Genomic DNA, 17861 nt, shown 5'->3' on the forward strand with positions numbered 1-17861 from the left:
GCGCCGCACCGCCGGTCCCGGTGACGACGGACGGTGCAGCGCCGGGTAGCGGCTCGGCCTGCGGGCGGTCACCGGTCGGTGTGGATCTCCGCGATGTAGCCGCCCGGGAACCTGACCATCGCGCTGTCCTGGCCGCCGGCCGAGACCGGTCCCCACAGCACCGTCGCGCCGGCCGTCTTCGCGCGGTCCAGGGTCGCGCCGAGGTCCGGCACGCCGTAGCCGGTGGTCTCCAGGCCGAACGGGTGGGGCAGGTGGCCGTCCGTCACCGTGACGGTGGTGGTGCCGAAGCCGGAGGTGAGACGGATGAGCCGGTAGGTCGTCCCCGGCAGGCCGATCGCGGCGCCGTCGGCGTGCCGGTCGTCGGAGACGATGCGGCCCTTGGTGAAGGCGAGGTAGCTGTCCAGGAAGGCGCGGACCGAGTCCGGCGACAGGTAGAGCCGGTTCTCCGGCACGCTGGCCAGGGCAGGATACGACGTCGGGGCGTTGTGCACGTAGAGCTGCGCGCTGATCCCGCCGGGGAACTGGACAACGGCGTCCCGACCGATCGGGTCGGCGAACGGCGCCACGGTGACGGCCGCGCCGTCGGCGCGGGCGGCTCGGACCGCCTGGTCGAGGTCGGTCACCAGCCAGCCGGTGCGCTCGGTGCCGAACGGATACGGGACGGGCGTGGTGTAGTCGAACACCGACAGCGTGCCGACCGGCGACACCACCAGCTCGGACAGCGTCCGGCTGGGCGTCGGGGTCACCTGGGTGGAGACCGGCCCGATCGTGGTGCCGCCGAAGGTGGACGTCCAGCTGGTCACGAAGGCCTGCTCGGTGCCGGGTGCGACGTAGACGTGGGTGGTGTCGTACTGCGGGCCGACGGCGAACTGGTGGTGCGAGCCCGGCCTCGCCGGGGTGCTCTGGGTTGCCGAGGCGGTGGGGATCGCCGTCAGAGCGGCGACCGCCGCCGCCAACGGGACCACGCGTCGGACGAGTCGAAGCTTCACGGGTGACCTCCTGGTCATGGTTCGCGCCCGGAGCCCGCTCGAGCGGGCTCCGGGCGCGGGTGTGGTCGGTACCGCCGTCGCCGTCCGGACCCGGGGCGGTGACGGCGGTACCGGCGATGGGACGGACGGCCGCGGTCGGGGGAACGCGGCCGTCCGGGTCACTTCGCGAGGAAGGCGAGCAGCGCGGTGTTCACTTCCTCGGCGTGGGTCCAGAGCAGGCCGTGCGGCGCGCCCTCGACCTCCACGTACTCGGCGGAGGGCAGCGCCTTGTGGAAGACCCGGGCGGTGTTCTCGATGGGCAGGGTGCGGTCGCCGGTGCCGTGCAGGATCAGCGCGGGGACGTCGATGCGGGGGATGTCGGCGCGGAAGTCGGTGTACCAGGTGGTGGGCGCGGCCGCGGCGGCGAAGAAGCCGCCGCTCGCCGCGGTGTTCCAGCTGTTGCGGACGGCCTCCTCGCTGATCCGGGTGCCGAGGTTCTCGTCCAGGTTGTAGAAGTCGTTGAAGAAGCCGGTGTAGAAGGCGTAGCGGTCGGCCTTCACGGCGGCGACGATGCCGTCGAAGAACTCCTGCGGGGCGGCGCCGTCCGGGTTGTCGTCGGTCTTCAGCAGGAACGGCTCCAGGGAGGCCAGGAAGGCGACCTTGGCGATGCGGGCAGTGCCGTAGGAGGACACGTACCGGGCGACCTCGCCGGTGCCCATCGAGAAGCCGACCAGCACGGCGTCCTGGAGGTCGAGGGTCTCCAGCACGGTGTTGAGGTCCGCGGCGAAGGTGTCGTAGTCGTAGCCGGTGGTGGGCTGGGAGGACTGGCCGAAGCCGCGGCGGTCGTAGGTGATGACCCGGTAGCCGGCGTCGAGCAGCGCGGCGCTCTGCCGCTCCCAGGAGTGCCCGCTCAGCGGGAACCCGTGGATGAGGACGACCGGCTGCCCAGTGCCGTGGTCCTCGTAGTAGAGGTCGATGGAGGTGGAGTTCTCCTGGCCGACGGTGATGAACGGCATGGGGTTTCTTCCTATCTTCCGGACAGCGTGTGGCTGCGATGGGGCTCACGCTAGGGGCGGCCGTCGCCGGCTTGTTGCCTCGGAGAGCACCCGGTGTCGTCCGAGAGTGCTCCGCGTGCGCCCGGCGGCTCACACGGGCTCAACTCCCGCGCGGGTGCGCGGAAGGACCGCAGGAAGTGCGCGGTCGGAACAGGCCGTGGGCCCGCGCGTTCCTAGCCTGATCCCCCCGAACGATCCAGATGTCCCCAGGAGCGCCATGACCAGCCAGCCACACCTTCATCAACACGCCGCCGAGATCCAGGAGTTCGGCACCGTTACCCAGCTGCCGATCGCGCTCTCCCACGACGCCCGGCAGTACTCGTGCCAGCGGCTCAACCGCGTCCTCGCGGACACCCAGTTCCTGTACGCGCTGTACAAGAAGTGCCACTGGGGCATGCGCGGGCCGACCGCATACCAGCTGCACCTGCTCTTCGACAAGCACGCCCAGGAGCAACTGGAGCTGGTCGACGCGCTCGCCGAACGGGTGCAGACGCTCGGCGGGGTCGCCGTGGGCGACCCCCGGCACGCCGCGCGGATCACCGGGGTGCCGCGCCCGCCGGACGGCATCGAGGACGTGCACTCGATGCTCTCGCGGCTCCTCGACGCGCACGAGACCATCCTCGCCGACGTCCGCGACGCCGCCACCCGGGTGGCCGGGCTCGGCGACGACGGCACCCAGGACCTCCTGGTCTCCCAGATCATCCGCACCGGTGAGACCCAGGTCTGGTTCCTCGCCGAGCACCTGGTCGTCACCCCCGAGACCGGGGCGTGACCGCGGGCCGGGTTCGTTCGTCGGCGGGCCCGGCCCGCTCAGTGCCGGGTCCGTTCGTCGGCGGGCCCGGCACTTCTTCGTGCCGTTCACCGGTTTCGGCGCTGCCCGCGCGATCGCGGAAGCCGCGCGGGCGGCCGGCGGGCGGCCGTACCTGTCCCCCCGTCGTGCTCGGAGTGCTGTGCCCGGACGCCATCCGTTCACCCGCCGGGGCCCCGCGGCGGGCGCGGTCGCGGCGGGGGAGAGGCGCTGCGGACCGCAGGCCGTGGGCAAACGCGACTCGGCCGTGCTCGTACCCGAGGACCGGGATGGAGCACGGCGAGTCGCGTCCCGCCGTCGGATCCGGGCGGTCGGACGGGGCCACCGACTACAGGGTCCGGCGCACACCCGCCTGCCGTTCCAGCCGGTTCAGCTGGTCGGCCAGCCCCGCGTGCATGGCCTCCCGCACGTGACCGCTGCGACCGATCCACAGGGCCTCCCTGCCCCGGAGCTCCTCCAGCATCAGGGCGTAGGCGGCGTACATCGCGACCGCGGCCAGGAGCATGCCGAGCGCCCCGGCGGCCTGGCCCAGCCAGGCCGCACCCGAGAGGCCGTAGAGGCCGGCGACGAAGTAGCGCGGTACGGCGATCAGCAGGAGCACCCACAGCACCTTCTTCGGCTTGGCCACCGATGCCATCAGCGCGGCGAAGACCGTGAAGGTCAGGTTCATCACGCCCAGCACCTGCCCCCCGCCGTGGGCGTCCGTCGACGTGACCAGCCCGTTGGCCAGCCAGGCGCCGGCGAACCCGCCCATCAGCGTCGCCGCGATGACGTCCCGGGCACCGAACGCCAGTACGCTGACGAGGAGTTGGAGTACGAAGGCGGAGAAGACCGTGAGTGCCACGGCCTGCCGGTGCGCACCGTCGATCAGGCCGAGCTGCAGGCTGCTGGTCACGACCGAGGAGATGGCCACCGTGAAGAAGCCCAGGGGCATCGGCGAGGCGATCGGCCGCAGGGTGATCCGTGTCATGGCGTGCAGGTTCGGCTCGGCTCCGGTGCCGGCCGTCGGATCCGTGCCGGTGGGCGTCTCGATCCCGGCCACCGTCGGGGCCGGCTCACGCCCGCGCCCGTCTTCCCTCGTTGCCGCCACCATCATCTTGCTCCTCGCTCTCGGTACTTCGCGTCCTCGGGGTGGCCGCCAACAGGGTGGCCACCCGGTTCGTCTGCGACGCGCCCCGGTTGGTGGGCTGAAATCGCTTCAGAAGACTATGAGTTGGGATGATCCGGGACTTGTCCCGATGTGTACGGCCGCTGTTGCGCCCGTGCCCGCCGAGGGAGCCGGGCCTCCCCGCATGCGAACGGGCCCCCGGGCAGCGGAACTGTCCAGGGGCCCGGGCCCGTTCGGTCGCGGCCGTCTCAGGCGCGGTGCAGGGCGAGCCTGGTGGCCAGGCCGCCGCCCACACCGGCGACGAGGGCCGCGGGCAGCCACCACAGCGGCCACTGGGCCAGGCCGAGGGCGCCGTCGACCGACCACTGTCCGGGGCCGGTGGCGGTCAGCGCCGCGCCGATGACGATCAGGACGAACGGGAACTCGTACCCGTCGTGCTGCACCCACAGCCCGTGGGGCCACTTGACCGTCAGCGCGACGGTCATCACCCCCATGACGCCCGCGCCGGCCAGCGGAGTGAGCAGGCCGAGGGCCAGCATCAGCCCGGCCCCGACCTGGGTGCCACCGGCGGCTATCGCGGTGAGCTTGCCGCCGCGGAAGCCGTCGCCCCGGAACTCGGCGCTGCCGCCCTCCAGACCGCCGCCGCCGAGGTGGAAGCTGACCTTCTGGACGCCATGACCCGCGATCAGCAGACCGGCGACCAGGCGCAGCAGGAGAAGGCCCGTGTTCATTTCGGACTCCGTTGGGTCGGTGCGGTCGGTCAGCCGGCGGCGTGCGGGTTGATCATGGACTGGGCGTAGACCAGGCCCAGGCCGTAGGCGCCGCCGTGCTCCTTGACCAGCTCGGTCACCGGGACGTAGGTCTCGGTGCGGGCCCAGTCGCGCTGGAGCTCCAGCAGGACCTGGATCCAGGTGACGGGCACGGCGCCGGCGGCGGTCATCCGCTGCAGGGCGTGCTCGTGGGCCAGCGGGCTGACCCCGCCGGAGGCGTCGGCGACGACGTAGACCTCGTAGCCCTGGTCCAGCGCGGAGAGGGCCGGCAGGACGAGGCAGACCTCGGTCCACAGGCCGGAGAGGATGATCTTCTTGCGGCCGGTCGCCTTGACCGCCTCGACCAAGGCCTCGTCCTCCCAGGCGTTCATGCTGGTGCGGTCGATGATCTCCTGGCCGGGGAAGACGGCCTTCAGCTGGGGGAGGATCGGGCCGGAGAAGGACTCGGCGGCGACGGTGGACAGCACCGTCGGCACGCCGAAGATCTTGGCGGCCTTCGCCAGGCCGACGGTGGCGTTGATGATCGCGGTGCGGTCGCCGCTGCCGGTGCCGAAGAACATCTGCGGCTGGTGGTCGACGAACAGCATCATCGCGTTGTCGGGGGTGAGCAGGTCCGGGCTCGGGGCGGCGTGGACGTTGGCGAAGTCGACCATGGGTCTTCTCTTCCCTTGTGGATGCGAATAATTGACGACACATCAGGGGCCTCCCGCATCACCGGGGTGCCTCGTTCGACGACGCTAGTGCGCGGCGGCCCGGGTGCTCTGCCCGCTGTGCGCCCGGGATTGTCCTGACAACGCACGACCGGCCGGACCGGGCCGGCCGCCGCTTCAGTGCGCTGCGGGGCCATCGGTCATGCGCTGCGGACGTCCTTCGCGCGTGTCGGCTGCCTAGGTTCGCCGGGTGGCCCCGTCGGGCCGCGATCAGCCAGCGGAAAGGCGGCAACCCGTGCAGATCGGGATATTCAGCGTCGGCGACGTGACGGTCGATCCGGCCACGGGACGGGCACCGAGCGAGCGCGAGCGCATCAAGGCGATGCTGACCATCGCGCTCAAGGCCGAGGAGGTCGGCCTGGACGTCTTCGCCATGGGCGAGCACCACAACCCGCCGTTCGTCCCGTCCTCCCCGACGACCATGCTCGGCTGGATCGCCGCGAAGACCGAGCGGATCATCCTGTCCACCGCGACCACGCTGATCACCACCAACGACCCGGTGAAGATCGCCGAGGACTACGCGATGCTGCAGCACGTCGCCGACGGCCGCATCGACCTGATGCTCGGGCGCGGGAACACCGGCCCGGTCTACCCGTGGTTCGGCCAGGACATCCGTCAGGGCATCCCGCTCGCGGTGGAGAACTACGCGCTGCTGCACCGGCTTTGGCGCGAGGACGTGGTCGACTGGGAAGGCCGCTTCCGCACCCCGCTGCAGGCCTTCACCGCCACGCCCAGGCCGCTGGACGGCGTGCCGCCGTTCGTCTGGCACGGTTCGATCCGCAGCCCCGAGATCGCCGAACAGGCCGCCTACTACGGCGACGGCTTCTTCCACAACAACATCTTCTGGCCCCAGGAGCACACCCGGCGGATGGTCGGGCTCTACCGCGAGCGCTTCGCCCACCACGGCCACGGCACGCCCGAGCAGGCGATCGTCGGCCTCGGCGGGCAGGTGTTCATGCGGAAGAACTCCCAGGACGCGGTGCGCGAGTTCCGCCCGTACTTCGACAACGCGCCGGTGTACGGGCACGGGCCCTCGCTGGAGGAGTTCACCGAGCAGACCCCGCTGACCGTCGGCAGCCCGCAGGAGGTCATCGAGCGCACCCTCGGCTTCCGCGAGGCCGTCGGTGACTACCAGCGCCAGCTGTTCCTGATGGACCACGCAGGACTGCCGCTGAAGACGGTGCTGGAGCAGCTCGACATCCTCGGCGAGGAGGTCGTGCCCGTCCTGCGTGAGGAGTTCGCCAAGGGCCGGCCCGCGACCGTTCCCGACGCCCCCACCCACGCCACGCTCCGGGACGCCGTTCCCGCCGCCTCCTGACCAGGACGGAGCCCTCCATGGAACCGACCTCGCCGATCACGCTCGCCGTGATCTCGGGCGGGCTCAGCCAGCCCTCGTCCACCCGTCTGCTCGCGGACCGCCTCACCGAGGCCGCCACCGGCCACCTGGCCCGGGCCGACCGTGAAGTCCTGGTGCACCTGCGGGAGTTGCGTCCCCTGGCCACCCCCATCTCGCACCACCTGCTCTCCGGATTTCCCGCCCAGTCGCTGGGTGAGGCGCTGGAGGAGGTGAGCACGGCGGACGCGCTGATAGCCGTGTCCCCGATCTTCTCGGCCTCCTACAGCGGCCTGTTCAAGTCGTTCTTCGACCTGCTCGACCCCGGCGCCCTGGCGGGCAAGCCGGTGCTGATCGGCGCGACGGGCGGCACCGCGCGCCACTCCCTGGCCCTGGAACACGCGCTGCGCCCGCTGTTCGCCTACCAGCGCGCGCTCGTCGCGCCGACCGCGGTCTTCGCGGCCTCCGAGGACTGGGGCGGGACGGGCGACACGCACACCGACAGCCTGCCGGCGCGGATCGAACGGGCCGGCGGAGAGCTCGCGGCGCTGGTCCTCGCGGCCCCGGCGCATCCGCGGCCGGCCGGCAGCCCAGCGGTGACTCCCTCCGCGCTCGGCTTCCACTGACACCGCGCACACCCTCCACCCCCACCGCCGAACACCACCGAACGAAGGGACCTCCCTTGTCCACCATGCCCGTCGCCGGAATCCGTCCCGGCACCCACGACCAGCCCGCCGACCTCGTCGTGCGCAACGCCAAGGTGCACACCAACGACCCGCGCCGCCCCCGGGCCACCGCTGTGGCCATCCGGGACGGACTGATCCAGGCCGTCGGCGACGACGCGGACGTCGTCCCGCTGGTCGGTCCCGACACCCGGGTGGTCGACGCGCTCGGCCGTCGGGCCGTTCCCGGACTCAACGACGCGCACCTGCACGTCATCCGCGGCGGCCTCAACTACGTGCTGGAGCTGCGCTGGGACGGCGTTCCGACGCTGCGCGAGGCCTTGGCCATGCTCAGGCTCCAGGCCGAGCGCACCCCGCCCGGCCAGTGGGTGCGGGTGGTCGGCGGCTGGTCCGCCGACCAGTTCGCCGAGCGGCGCCTGCCCACCCTGGAGGAGCTCAACGCCGCGGCGCCCGACACCCCCGTCTTCGTGCTGCACCTCTACCAGTCGGCGCTGCTCAACCGGGCCGCGCTGCGCGCCGCCGGCTTCACCCGGGACACCCCCGACCCGGCGGGCGGCCAGATCGTCCGCGGACACGACGGCGAGCCCACCGGCCTGCTGATCGCCGCCCCCGGCGCGCTGCTGCTCTACTCCACCCTGGCCAAGGCGCCCGTACTGGACGAGGCCGACCGCATCGGCTCCACCCGGCACTTCCTGCGCGAGCTGAACCGCTTCGGCCTCACCTCCGCGATCGACGCCGCCGGCGGATTCCAGAGCTTCCCCGAGAACTACGGCACCGTCATGGAACTCGCCCGCCAGGGCGAGCTGACCCTGCGCATCGCCTACCACCTCTTCCCGCAGACCGCGGGGCAGGAGCTGGACGATCTCACCCGCTGGGTCAACACCGTGCGCCCCGGGGAGGGCGACGAGTGGCTGCGGCTCAACGGCGCGGGGGAGAACCTCACCTGGGCCGCCGCCGACTTCGAGAACTTCACCGAACCCCGGCCGCAACTGGGCGCGTATGAGAGCGAGTTCGAGAAGGCCGTCCGCCTGCTGACGGAGAACGGCTGGGGCTTCCGGCTGCACGCCACCTACGACGAGACCATCCGCCGCGACCTCGCCGTCTTCGAGAAGCTCGCCGCCGAGGGCCTCTTCCCGCAGGGCAACCGCTGGCTCTTCGACCACGCCGAGACCGTCAGCCCGGCCAGCCTCGACCGCATCGCCGCCCTGGGCGGCGCCGTCTCCGTGCAGAACCGCCTCTCCTTCCAGGGCGAGGCGTTCGTCTCGCGCTACGGCGCTCCGGCCGCCGCCGAGGCACCGCCGCTGCGCGCGATGCTGGACCGGGGCCTGACCGTCGCCGCGGGCACCGACGCCACCCGGGTGTCCTCCTACAACCCCTGGGTGGCCCTGCACTGGCTCGTCTCCGGTCGGGCGGTCAGTGGACGGCGCCTCGCGGCCGAGCACAACCGGCTCAGCCGCGAGCAGGCCCTGGAGCTCTACACCCTCGGCGGCGCCCGACTCACCGGCGAGGAGGAGGTCAAGGGCCGTCTGACGGTCGGCAGCTACGCGGACCTCGCACTGCTCAGCGCCGACTACTTCAGCGTGCCCGAGGCCGACATCGCGCACATCGAGTCCGTCCTCACCGTCGTCGGCGGACGCATCGTCCACGCCGCGGCGGAGCACCAGGGGCTGGCTCCCGAACTGCCCGAGGTGTCGCCGTCCTGGAGTCCGGTCACCCGGTTCGGCGGCTACCACGCCACCCCCGCCCCCAGCCTGACCGCCCCCAGCCTGACCGGCGTCCGCCAGGCCGAGGGCGTGCTGGAGGCCGTGGCCGCCTCCGGCGAGCAGCACGCCTGGCGCGCGGCGCGCGGCCTCGCCCTGCCCGGGCAGCCGCAGGTGCCGCTGGACCCCTGCTTCTTCTGACTTCTTCTGACCGGAAGCCGGTTCCGCCCGGGGCACCGCCGGACCACGGCGGTGCCCCCACCCACGTTCCCCCTACCGCCCGAGGACCCGTCGTGACCACGCCCGCACCCGATTCCCGGACCGTACCCCCGCCGCCGGTTCCCGGACCGAAGATCCACGACCGCCACCCGCTCGCACTGGCCCTGTTCGGCCTCACCCTGGTCAGCGGTCTGATCGACGCCGTCAGCTACCTAGGCCTCGGCCACGTCTTCACCGCGAACATGACCGGCAACGTCGTCGTCATCGCCTTCGCGCTCGCCGGAGCACCCGGATTCTCCGTCACCGGCTCACTGACCTCGCTCGCAGCCTTCCTCCTCGGCGCGCTCCTGGCCGGCAGGATCGCCACCCGGCACGCCGGAACCCGGCGCCCCGCACAGCTGCGCGCGGTCTTCATCCTGGAGGTCGCGCTGTACGGTGCGGCCGCCGCCACCGTCTTCGCCCGGAGCGCGGACGGGCCCGCGCAGTACGCCGTGATCGCCCTGCTCGCCCTGGCGATGGGCATCCGCAACGGCACCGTACGCGGCCTCGGCGTGCCGGACCTCACCACCACCGTGCTCACCCTCACCCTGACCGGCCTGGCCGCCGACTCCCGCCTCGCCGGCGGCACCGCCCCCCGCCGACGCAGGAAGATCCTCTCCGTCGTCACCATGCTCGCCGGCGCCGCCCCGGGCGCCGTCCTCGTGCTGCACGGACAGACCGCCTGGGCCCTGGTCGCCAGTGCCGTCCTGGCCGGCGGCACCCTCCTGCTCTACCGCGAGTGACAGGCGCTCCGGCACCATCTGTCGCAGTAGGTCCGTCGCGACCCGACGTCCGGCTCCACTTCGACGGTCCAGAGGCCCGTGGAGATACGGGGCCCGCGCACAGGGCGGCCGTGCTCAACGAGTTGTTCGGCCTGTGCACATGACGAACGTCGACAGTGGGGTCAGCGAGTGGGCGGGGGAACGGGGCGGTGCTGGAGGTCGACCGGGTTCTCGCCGTCGTTCGGCGGGAGCGTGGGTGCGGGGCTCGCCTGTGGCGGGGTCGCCTGCTCCGGTGTCGGGGCGGTGGTGCCCGCTGGCGCCGTCCGGCCGGGAGCCGCACTGGTGCCCGTGGCCAGGGGTCGTGCGCTGGGGCTCGCGGTGGTCGGGGCCGGTACGGGGGCCGGCTCGCCGGAGGCGATGCCGGGCGGTGGTGCCGGGACCGCGGTGGACGCCGGAACCGTGGTCCGGGAGGGCGGTGCCGATGGGGTTCCGCCGCCGGTTCCTCCGCTGGATGCGCAGGCGGTCGCGGTGAGGGCGAGGAGTAGGCCGGCTGCTGGGAGGGCGGCGATTCTCTTCATAGTGGCGGTCTCCGGTCTCGTTCGGTCCGCGGTTGGACGGCATCAACGAGGAAGCGGTTCCGACTGTGCCGGTGCCCGGCGCGCTCGGGGGAGCGGGCCGGGCACCGGTGGAGCCGGAGGGGACGGATCAGCCCTCGACCTCGTCGCGCCGGCCGTGGCCGAGGCTGTGGAGGTTGAAGGACCAGATGCCGCGGCCGAAGGTGGCGGCGTAGAGCTTGCCGTCGGGGCCGAGCTTGAGCTGCTGGACGGAGGTGGTGGGCAGGTTGCGGCCCAGCACCCGGAAGTCGGTCTCGCCGGGTGCGCGGTAGAAGGCGGCGAGGTCGGTACCGAGGGCGAGGCCGCCGTTCGGCAGGATCTTGACCGAGGTGGCCGGGACGTCGGGGAGGTTGGCGGAGACGTCGGTCCAGGTGGTGCCGCCGTCGTGGGTCTCGAAGAGGTGCCCGATGCCGGCGCCCGGGCCTTCCGTCCAGGTCCGGGAGAAGCCGTTGAAGGCGACGAAGACGTGCTTGGCGTCGTTCTCGTCGACGGCGAAGGAGGAGATGTAGCGGTTGGGCAGGGCGCCGTCGACGGGCAGGTCGAGCTGGTGCCAGCCGGTGCCGTCGGTGTTGCCGACGGCGATGCCGCGGCTGAAGCCCTGGTTGTTGCAGGGGCCGCACCAGCCCGCGTAGACGGTGCCGTTGACGGTGGCGACGGCGGTGGCGACGTGTCCGGCGCCGAGGTCGTAGGCGGAGGTCCACTCGCTGCCGCTGCGGATCGCGAAGCCCTTGTTCTGGACCCAGACGTGCCGGCCGCCGGCGATCCAGGTGTTGACGTTCTTCGGGTCGCTGGTGATCGGCGCGATGAAGCGGGCGGCGCTGGTGTCCTTGTCGGGCGGGGCGACCTCGTAGGAGGTGGCCTTGGTCGGGTCGGTGTTCCAGCTGCCGTCGTTGACGGCGCAGTTCTGGGTGACCCACATGTCGAGGTAGACGTACTCCGCGGCGGTGTTGCAGCCGTTGGCGGGGTCGACGATGGTGTCGGCGCCGTCGCCGCCGAAGTTGGAGCCCATCACCTTGTCATGGGCGCGCAGGATGGACTGGCCGTTGTCCTGGAGGCCGCCGGTGACGATGACGCCCTTGCCGGAGCGGTCCGCCGGGTCCTTGCCGACGCCGACCGAGTAGTACTGGAGGGTGTCGATGGTGCCGTCGGCCAGCGACTTCCAGTCCTTGGCGTGGCCGCCGGAGTCGACGGCGCCGTTGACCGGGCGGGTGTAGATGCCGCCGTCGTTGCCGACGTAGACGCTGGTCTTGCCCTTGTAGCTGCCGATGGCGACGGCGTGCTGGTCGGAGTGGGTGGTCGACGAGCAGTCACCGGTCTGCTTGGTGGGGTCGATGCTCCAGCACGGGAACGGGAAGTTCCAGTAGGGGCCGGGGACGATCCAGGTGTTGCCGCCGTTCTTCGTCTCCAGGACCTCTTCCAGGCCCGCGTAGACGTGGTCGGGGTTGGCGGGGTCGACCTGGAGGAACTGGTTGTACCAGGCCTGGATGCCCGGCTGGTAGCCGGCGCCCTGGAGGGCGGAGCCGGAGTTCTTGATCTTGTCCTTGTCCGCGATCAGCGTCCACGGGCCGGACGGGGAACCGGACTTGGAGACGTAGATGCCCTTGAGGCCGGTGTCCGGGTTGTGCGCCATGACGTCCGGGGACTGGTCGATGGCGTAGTAGCGCGAGCCGTCCGCCGAGCGGGCGAAGGTCACGTTGCCGACGTTCGCGGCGTCGGTGGGAAGGTCGCCGAGCGAGGCGACGCGCTGCCAGCTGCCGTCCGCGGCCTTGCTGTAGAAGCCGTTGTAGGTGTCGCCGCCGCGCCAGCCGACCGCGAGGACCACCTTGGTCGGATCCTTGGGGTCGATCGCGATGTCGTTGGCGATGTTCTTGTACGGCGCGCTCGGGTCGGCCGCCTTCGCGCCGCCGGGCAGGTAGTCGGGGTTGGGCGCGAACTCCAGGGTCCACGGGCCGGACAGGGTGGTGGTGGAGTGGCTCCACACGCCGCGGCTGGTGGCCGCCCACACCTTGCCGCCGCCGAAGCGCAGCGCGTGGATGATCGTGGACTCCAGCTCGGCGCCGCCGACCCGGTTGCCGGGCTGGAACTCGCCGTGCTTGGGGTCCGCGAGGACGTACACGCCGGTGCCGACGTAGGAGGTGGCGCCGGTGTTGGACTCGCCGGTGGCGTACCAGAGCCGCCCGCCCTCGTCGAGGTTCAGCGCGCCGGTGGAGAGGGACGGCAGCTTGTCCGAGATGGACTTCCACTGGCCGCCGCCGGTGCTGGAGCGGAACACGCCACCGTTGGCGCCGCCCGCGTACACGTAGCCGTCGTTGTCGGCCGCGATGCCGGTGATCCGGCCGGTGGTGAATCCGGCGCCGCCGCTGGAGTTGGAGTTGACGTCGCGGTAGCGCGGGTCGTCCTCGTTGTAAGGCTTGTTGGTGACGTGGTCCCAGCTGCCGCCGGTGTGCGGCATCGACTGCAGCTGCGACCAGGCCGCGCCGTACGCGCCGGGGGCGACGACGCCGGGGGCGGTGCGGGCCTCGGTGTACTGGGCGGTGCCTTCGGCGGAGTTCTCCGCCTCGTCGCCCTCGTCCTCGCCGGGAGCGGCGGACGACGCCTTGGCGCTGAAGGCGGGGCCGGCGGTCGCGGCCGTGCCCTGGACCTTCTTCGCGTGCTTCTTGCCGATCTCGGCCTGCTGCTGGGCCTGGTGCGGGCGGGGCTTGGGCGTCTCGGACGGCGCGGCGAGGGCCTGGGTGGTGGTCAGTCCGAGCGCGGTCAGGGTGACGGCGGGCAGCAGCAGCCGTCGGCGTTGCCTGTTGGGCACGATGGTGGGTCCCTCCCCATGCGGCGGGTCGCGAGGTCGTGCGGTCCCGGCGGAAACAGACCGAAGCCTCGCGGCTCAACGGGTCGGAGTGAAGGGAATTCTCATAACGAATGCCTAAAACCAAATCAGTGAAGAAAGTTGAAGGACAACAGAAAGCCCCGCCTTCCCGCAGGCGGCGGGAAGGCGGGGCGGGAACGTCAGCGGCGGACGGCCGCGGGCAGGGTCCGTTCCCGGTCGGGCGCGGTGTAGAGCACCGGCCCCAGGGCGTAGGCGTCGGCGCGATCGTCCGCCAGGACGACCAGATGGCCTGCCGCCAGCAGGCGTCGTACCGCCGCCACCGTCGCACGCTGCCGTGCCATTCCGTGTGTGGTGACCAGCACGCGCACGGCGAGGACGGCGAGGAGGGCCCCGGCAGTCGCCCCGATTCCCCACGGCACCGGATCCGCCGCGGCCAGGACGCGCGGCTCACTGTGCAGATGCGCCCGCACGGGTGGGAGGTTGGCCAAACCGGCGAGGGACAACGCGGTCAGGCCCCACCCGGTGGCGGCGGCTGCCGTCGCCGCGAGACAGGTGAGCACCCGGACGCCGGCCGCCGGCGTGAGGTGCCGGGAGGCGCGGGGTGCCACGGCGGCCACTGCGACGGGAACGAGCAGCAGCAGGTAGACGGTGAAGTACACGGGCGGCCCCCGGCGTCGCAGTACCTACTCGCGGGTGTCGAGCAGGTCGCGCAGTGCCCGCTCGTCCTCCGGATCGAGCCCGGCGACGAAATGCTGGAGGATCGCCGCGCGGTCGGCACCTCGGGCGAGCGCCTGGTTCATCTGCGAGGCGACCTCGTCGGCCGGCCCCCGCCGCGGTGCGTAGGCGTGCGCCCGGCTGGACCGCTCACGGTCGAGCAGGCCCTTGGCGTGCAGTCGGCCCAGGACGGTGAGCACCGTCTTGGCCAGGAGCTCCGGATCACCGAGCGCCTCGTGCACCTCGGAGGCCGTCATCGGGCGGGCCCGGGCCCACAGCACGGCCATGACCTCGGCCTCCAGCGCGCCGTGCTCGCGCCGTCGCTCGCCCACGTCCCCTCCGTCCCCCACCACCGATCGCATCGCTCGGTGGTGGCGAGACTCTACCCGTCCGGGGAGCCGGTGATCCCCTGGCGGGCGGTGGTTTCCCGGAGGGCGCCGCGCGGGTCGGGCGGTCTTCATGAGCCCGGTTCGGCGCGGCGGGCGAGCAGCCGGTAGGCGTTGGACATTCCGGTGCGGCCCGCGACGCGGGCGATCAGACGGTCGAGCAGGGCGGCCAGCAGGAGGACGGGCGCGCCGGCCAGGAGGACCGCGGTCCGAAGCGCCCGGCTCGGGCGGCCCGGCGGGCTGCCGGGCAGCCAGGGGGCGTCCTCGCGCGGTGCGATCTCGTCCAGCAGGAGCCAGCAAGCGGCCAGCAGGTCGATCGGGTCGTGCGGTTCGCGGTGCTGTTCGAGCAGGACGGTGAAGCCCAGCTCGCCCAGGCGGCGGCGCAGGTTGGCTACCGGTACGAGATGCAGGTGCTGGGGTTGCAGCCAGGGCAGCCACCAGCGGCCGAGTAGCCGGGCGTAGCGGCTCCCGGGGTCGGGCACCTCGATCAGGAGCAGGCCGTTCGGTCGCAACGCCTGTCGGGCGGCGGCGAGTTCGCGGGCCGGGTCGGTGCTGTGCTCCAGGTAGTGGAACATGCTGACGACGTCGTACTGCCCGGCGAGCTCGGGCGCCAGCGCGGGGAAGGAGCCCCGGAAACCGCGGCGCAGTCGGCCGTGCCGCTCGGCCAGCTCGACGCCCTCGGTGAGATCCAGGCCGTCGAAGGCGGTGTCGGGGAAGAGCCCGCGGGCGGTCTCGCAGAAGTGTCCGTGGCCGGTGCCGACGTCCAGCCAGCTGCCGGGGGCGGCGGCGAACGCGGTGACGGACAGCGCGCGGTTGCGGTAGGCGGCCGCCCGGGTGCCGAACATGCCGCCGAGGCGCTGCTCGCCGAGGCCGTCGTAGAAGTCACGGTAGTAGAACTCCAGGCCCGCGCTGCTGAGTCGGGGGTTCTGGAAGACGTGCCCGCAGTCCTGGCAGGCGTCCAGCACGAAGCGGCCCGGCTTGTGCTGGAGCAGGTCGGTGGTGCGCAGCCGGACGGTCAGCCGGGCGGACTCGCACCACGGGCAGGTGGCGCGGCGCGGTCCGAAGAACCGGCCGGTGCCGTCGGCCAGTTCGGCCTGGTAGGCGGGACGCCGGGCGGCGACCTGCGCGCCGCGGTCCGCGGGCCCGGTTTCGGCGGTGGTCAACGCGTTCTCCTCTCCGACGGCTGCGGGACCTCGCGGAGCAGCCGTTCCACCTGGGTGGCGGCGCGGGCCGCGCCGCCGGCCGCCCGGAAGGAAGCGGCGATACGCCGGGCGGCGGCGCGGTGCCCGGGGTCGTCCAGCACCATGTCCACGGCCTGGCCGAGGCGGTCCGCGCTGCTGCGGCCGAAGCGCACCCGCACACCGGCGCCGGCCGCCACCACCTGGCCGGCGACTACCGGCTGGTCGTCCCGGATCGGCGCGACCACCAGCGGCACGCCGTGCCACAGTGCCTCGCAGACCGTGTTGTGCCCGGCGTGGCAGACCACGGCCGAGCAGTGCGCCAGCAGCTGGAGCTGCGGCACGAACGGCAGCACCAGGACGTCCGGGTCGGCCGCCGGCTCGCCGAGGACGCAGCCGGGGTCGACGATCACCGCCTGGAGGCGGTCGGACCGGGCCCGCAAGGCCGTCTGGCCATCCGCCAGGAAGGCCGCGCCGACGTCGGTGTTGGCCGTGCCGAGGGTGACCAGCACGGTGGCCCGGTCCGGGTCCAGCCACTCCCACGGGAACGCCGTGGAGGCCGGGCGTCCGGCGATCGAGGGGCCGACGAAGCAGACCTGGCGGTCTGCCTGCGGGCCGGCCAACTCGGCCGTGGTGAAGGCGAGGACGAGGTGCGGGGAGAAGCGCGGATCGGCGGCGCCGGCCGGGTCGCCGAGGCGGTGGCGCAGGTCGGTCAGCAGGCCGGAGATCCACGCCTCGACGAGCGGCATGCCGTCCAGCGCTCCGGTGAACTCGGCGGAGGTGGTCGCCGAGGTGGCCCACGGCAGGCCGAGCCGCTCGGCGACCAGCGGGCCGGCCAGCGCCTGCTGGTCGACCACCAGGAGGTCGGGCTCGAAGTCGGTCACCGCCGCAGCCACTCCGGGAGCCATTGCCTCGGCGAGCGGGACCAGGAAGTCCTCCCAGAGGAACTTCAGCGCCGCCGTGCCGCGCAGCTCCGGCGGCCGTCGCACGGCGCTGCCGGGCTCTGCTCCGGGAGCGACCGCACAGGGGAACACCTCGGCCGCCGGCCCGGCGAGCGGGCGGACCAGCTCCGGCAGTCCGGCCCAGGCGACCGTATGCCCGCGGGCGGCGAGCTCGGCCGCGACGCCCACGGTCGGGTTGACGTGCCCGACCAGCGGCGGGACGACGAACAGCACCCGGCTCACACCAGGCTCCTCTTGGCCACCGCGGGTTGCAGCCGCCGCCCGGCCTGCGGGCCGCGCAGCGCGACGCCGTGCCCGGCGAACCAGGAAAGCGTCAACTCGCGTACCACATCCGGTGCTTCGATGAGGATGGAGTGCTCCTGGCCCGGCACCACGACGCTGCGGCAGTCGGGCAGCAGGGCGTCCAGCCAGGCGGCCTGGTCGGCCAGGTCGGACTCGCTGCCGTAGACGGCCAGGACCGGGCAGTGGATCGCCCGCAGTTCCGCTTCGGCGGGCAGCCGACTCGCCGGGATGTCCCGGGCCAGCGAGGTGCCGGCCAGCAGCGCCCCGGCCGAGCGGGCCAGCCGGGCGGTGTGCGCGCCGCGCTGGGTGGCGACCCAGGCGAGGGTGTCCTCGTCGCGCAGGTGCTGCTCGGAGCGCCGCAGGATGCCGTCCAGCTTGCCGGCCCACCCGGGTGAGGCCGGCTCCGACTCGATCGCGAGGATGCAGGCCACCTGGGACGGCCGGCGGGAGGCCAGGCCGAAGGCCACCGTGCCGCCGAAGGAGTTGCCGACCAGGTGCACCCGGTCGGTGACGGCCAGCCGGTCCAGCAGCCGCTCCAGATCGCCGACGAACTGCTCCAGCTTGTAGCCGGCGGGCGGCCGGGCGGTGCGGCCGTGGCCGCGCTGGTCGTACATCAGCACCTCGACGCCGGCCGCGGCGAGGGCGGGAGCGAGGGTGAAGTAGAAGCTGGCGAGGCTGTCCGTGAGCAGCCCGTGCAGCAGGACGGCCGTGGCGGCGGGCGGACGGCCGTCCTGCGGGCCGAGCCGCTGCACGTGGCAGCGCAGGCCGTCGAGGTCGACGAAGGTCATG

The 17861-nt window shown here is 72.8% G+C and carries 16 protein-coding genes; 5 read left to right on the forward strand and 11 right to left on the reverse strand.

Annotated features, from left to right (window positions below):
• Positions 1–68: 68 nt before the first annotated feature.
• Both BOQ63_RS36935 and BOQ63_RS36940 read right to left on the reverse strand, forming a co-directional pair.
• Positions 69–989, reverse strand: a complete 921-nt coding sequence (locus BOQ63_RS36935; RefSeq protein WP_037828217.1) for a VOC family protein — start codon at positions 987–989, stop codon at positions 69–71.
• A gap of 158 nt (positions 990–1147) precedes the next feature.
• A complete protein-coding gene (locus BOQ63_RS36940) occupies positions 1148–1984 on the reverse strand; it encodes an alpha/beta fold hydrolase (RefSeq protein WP_030279028.1) in 837 nt (278 codons plus the stop codon).
• Positions 1985–2240: 256 nt separating this feature from the next.
• Between BOQ63_RS36940 and BOQ63_RS36945 the strand changes: the two genes are divergently transcribed.
• Positions 2241–2795 carry a Dps family protein gene (locus BOQ63_RS36945; RefSeq protein WP_030279023.1) on the forward strand — a complete coding sequence of 185 codons (555 nt, stop codon included), beginning with the start codon at positions 2241–2243 and terminating at the stop codon, positions 2793–2795.
• A 364-nt stretch (positions 2796–3159) separates the two neighbouring features.
• Here BOQ63_RS36945 and BOQ63_RS36950 read toward each other — a convergent pair whose 3' ends face one another.
• The 3 genes from BOQ63_RS36950 to BOQ63_RS36960 form a co-directional block, all read right to left on the reverse strand.
• On the reverse strand, positions 3160–3801 hold the full coding sequence (locus BOQ63_RS36950; RefSeq protein WP_037828282.1) for a GPR1/FUN34/YaaH family transporter: 642 nt from the start codon (positions 3799–3801) through the stop codon (positions 3160–3162).
• A gap of 386 nt (positions 3802–4187) precedes the next feature.
• Positions 4188–4670 (reverse strand): DoxX family protein, encoded by a 483-nt coding sequence (locus tag BOQ63_RS36955; protein ID WP_030279019.1) that lies wholly within the window; start codon positions 4668–4670, stop codon positions 4188–4190.
• A gap of 29 nt (positions 4671–4699) precedes the next feature.
• Positions 4700–5362 (reverse strand): hydrolase, encoded by a 663-nt coding sequence (locus tag BOQ63_RS36960; protein ID WP_030279016.1) that lies wholly within the window; start codon positions 5360–5362, stop codon positions 4700–4702.
• A 292-nt stretch (positions 5363–5654) separates the two neighbouring features.
• Here BOQ63_RS36960 and BOQ63_RS36965 point away from each other — a divergent pair, with 292 nt between their 5' ends.
• The 4 genes from BOQ63_RS36965 (at position 5655) to BOQ63_RS36980 (ending at position 10136) form a co-directional block, all read left to right on the forward strand.
• Positions 5655–6737, forward strand: coding sequence for an LLM class flavin-dependent oxidoreductase (locus tag BOQ63_RS36965; protein WP_150476266.1), 1083 nt, complete (start codon positions 5655–5657; stop codon positions 6735–6737).
• Between the two features lie 17 nt (positions 6738–6754).
• On the forward strand, positions 6755–7378 hold the full coding sequence (locus tag BOQ63_RS36970) for a CE1759 family FMN reductase (protein ID WP_046385716.1): 624 nt from the start codon (positions 6755–6757) through the stop codon (positions 7376–7378).
• Between the two features lie 65 nt (positions 7379–7443).
• On the forward strand, positions 7444–9336 hold the full coding sequence (locus BOQ63_RS36975; protein ID WP_191093683.1) for an amidohydrolase: 1893 nt from the start codon (positions 7444–7446) through the stop codon (positions 9334–9336).
• A gap of 92 nt (positions 9337–9428) precedes the next feature.
• Positions 9429–10136 carry a YoaK family protein gene (locus BOQ63_RS36980; protein WP_454131469.1) on the forward strand — a complete coding sequence of 236 codons (708 nt, stop codon included), beginning with the start codon at positions 9429–9431 and terminating at the stop codon, positions 10134–10136.
• Positions 10137–10820: 684 nt separating this feature from the next.
• On the opposite strand, the gene BOQ63_RS36985 is transcribed toward BOQ63_RS36980, so the two are convergent.
• The 6 genes from BOQ63_RS36985 to BOQ63_RS37010 all read right to left on the reverse strand — a co-directional run bounded on the left by BOQ63_RS36985 (position 10821) and on the right by BOQ63_RS37010 (position 17860).
• On the reverse strand, positions 10821–13532 hold the full coding sequence (locus BOQ63_RS36985; protein ID WP_435821425.1) for a glycosyl hydrolase: 2712 nt from the start codon (positions 13530–13532) through the stop codon (positions 10821–10823).
• A 197-nt stretch (positions 13533–13729) separates the two neighbouring features.
• The gene (locus tag BOQ63_RS36990) at positions 13730–14209 is read right to left on the reverse strand and encodes a hypothetical protein (RefSeq protein ID WP_072655730.1); all 480 of its coding nucleotides are present in this window, start codon (positions 14207–14209) and stop codon (positions 13730–13732) included.
• A 24-nt stretch (positions 14210–14233) separates the two neighbouring features.
• A complete protein-coding gene (locus BOQ63_RS36995) occupies positions 14234–14596 on the reverse strand; it encodes a BlaI/MecI/CopY family transcriptional regulator (RefSeq protein ID WP_223886143.1) in 363 nt (120 codons plus the stop codon).
• Positions 14597–14721: 125 nt separating this feature from the next.
• Positions 14722–15813 carry a class I SAM-dependent methyltransferase gene (locus BOQ63_RS37000; RefSeq protein WP_030550776.1) on the reverse strand — a complete coding sequence of 364 codons (1092 nt, stop codon included), beginning with the start codon at positions 15811–15813 and terminating at the stop codon, positions 14722–14724.
• Positions 15810–17012, reverse strand: a complete 1203-nt coding sequence (locus BOQ63_RS37005; RefSeq protein WP_030278995.1) for a glycosyltransferase — start codon at positions 17010–17012, stop codon at positions 15810–15812. The genes BOQ63_RS37000 and BOQ63_RS37005 overlap by 4 nt, the downstream gene beginning before the upstream one ends.
• Entirely contained in the window at positions 17009–17860 is an 852-nt protein-coding gene (locus tag BOQ63_RS37010) for an alpha/beta fold hydrolase (protein ID WP_072655731.1), read from the reverse strand. Before BOQ63_RS37010 ends, BOQ63_RS37005 begins: the two co-directional genes overlap by 4 nt.
• Position 17861 lies beyond the last annotated feature (1 nt).

Origin of the sequence: Streptomyces viridifaciens (genome assembly GCF_001888885.2) — a bacterium.
Taxonomy (GTDB): Bacteria; Actinomycetota; Actinomycetes; order Streptomycetales; family Streptomycetaceae; genus Kitasatospora; species Kitasatospora aureofaciens.

Excerpts from the sequence above, each read along its gene's own strand:
- BOQ63_RS36970 (WP_046385716.1), top strand. The coding sequence starts at position 6,755 with ATGGAACCGACCTCGCCGATCACGCTCGCCGTGATCTCGGGCGGGCTC.
- BOQ63_RS36975 (WP_191093683.1), top strand. The coding sequence starts at position 7,444 with ATGCCCGTCGCCGGAATCCGTCCCGGCACCCACGACCAGCCCGCCGAC.
- BOQ63_RS36945 (WP_030279023.1), top strand. The coding sequence starts at position 2,241 with ATGACCAGCCAGCCACACCTTCATCAACACGCCGCCGAGATCCAGGAG.
- BOQ63_RS36955 (WP_030279019.1), bottom strand. The coding sequence starts at position 4,670 with ATGAACACGGGCCTTCTCCTGCTGCGCCTGGTCGCCGGTCTGCTGATC.
- BOQ63_RS36940 (WP_030279028.1), bottom strand. The coding sequence starts at position 1,984 with ATGCCGTTCATCACCGTCGGCCAGGAGAACTCCACCTCCATCGACCTC.
- BOQ63_RS37010 (WP_072655731.1), bottom strand. The coding sequence starts at position 17,860 with ATGACCTTCGTCGACCTCGACGGCCTGCGCTGCCACGTGCAGCGGCTC.
- BOQ63_RS36960 (WP_030279016.1), bottom strand. The coding sequence starts at position 5,362 with ATGGTCGACTTCGCCAACGTCCACGCCGCCCCGAGCCCGGACCTGCTC.
- BOQ63_RS36950 (WP_037828282.1), bottom strand. The coding sequence starts at position 3,801 with ATGACACGGATCACCCTGCGGCCGATCGCCTCGCCGATGCCCCTGGGC.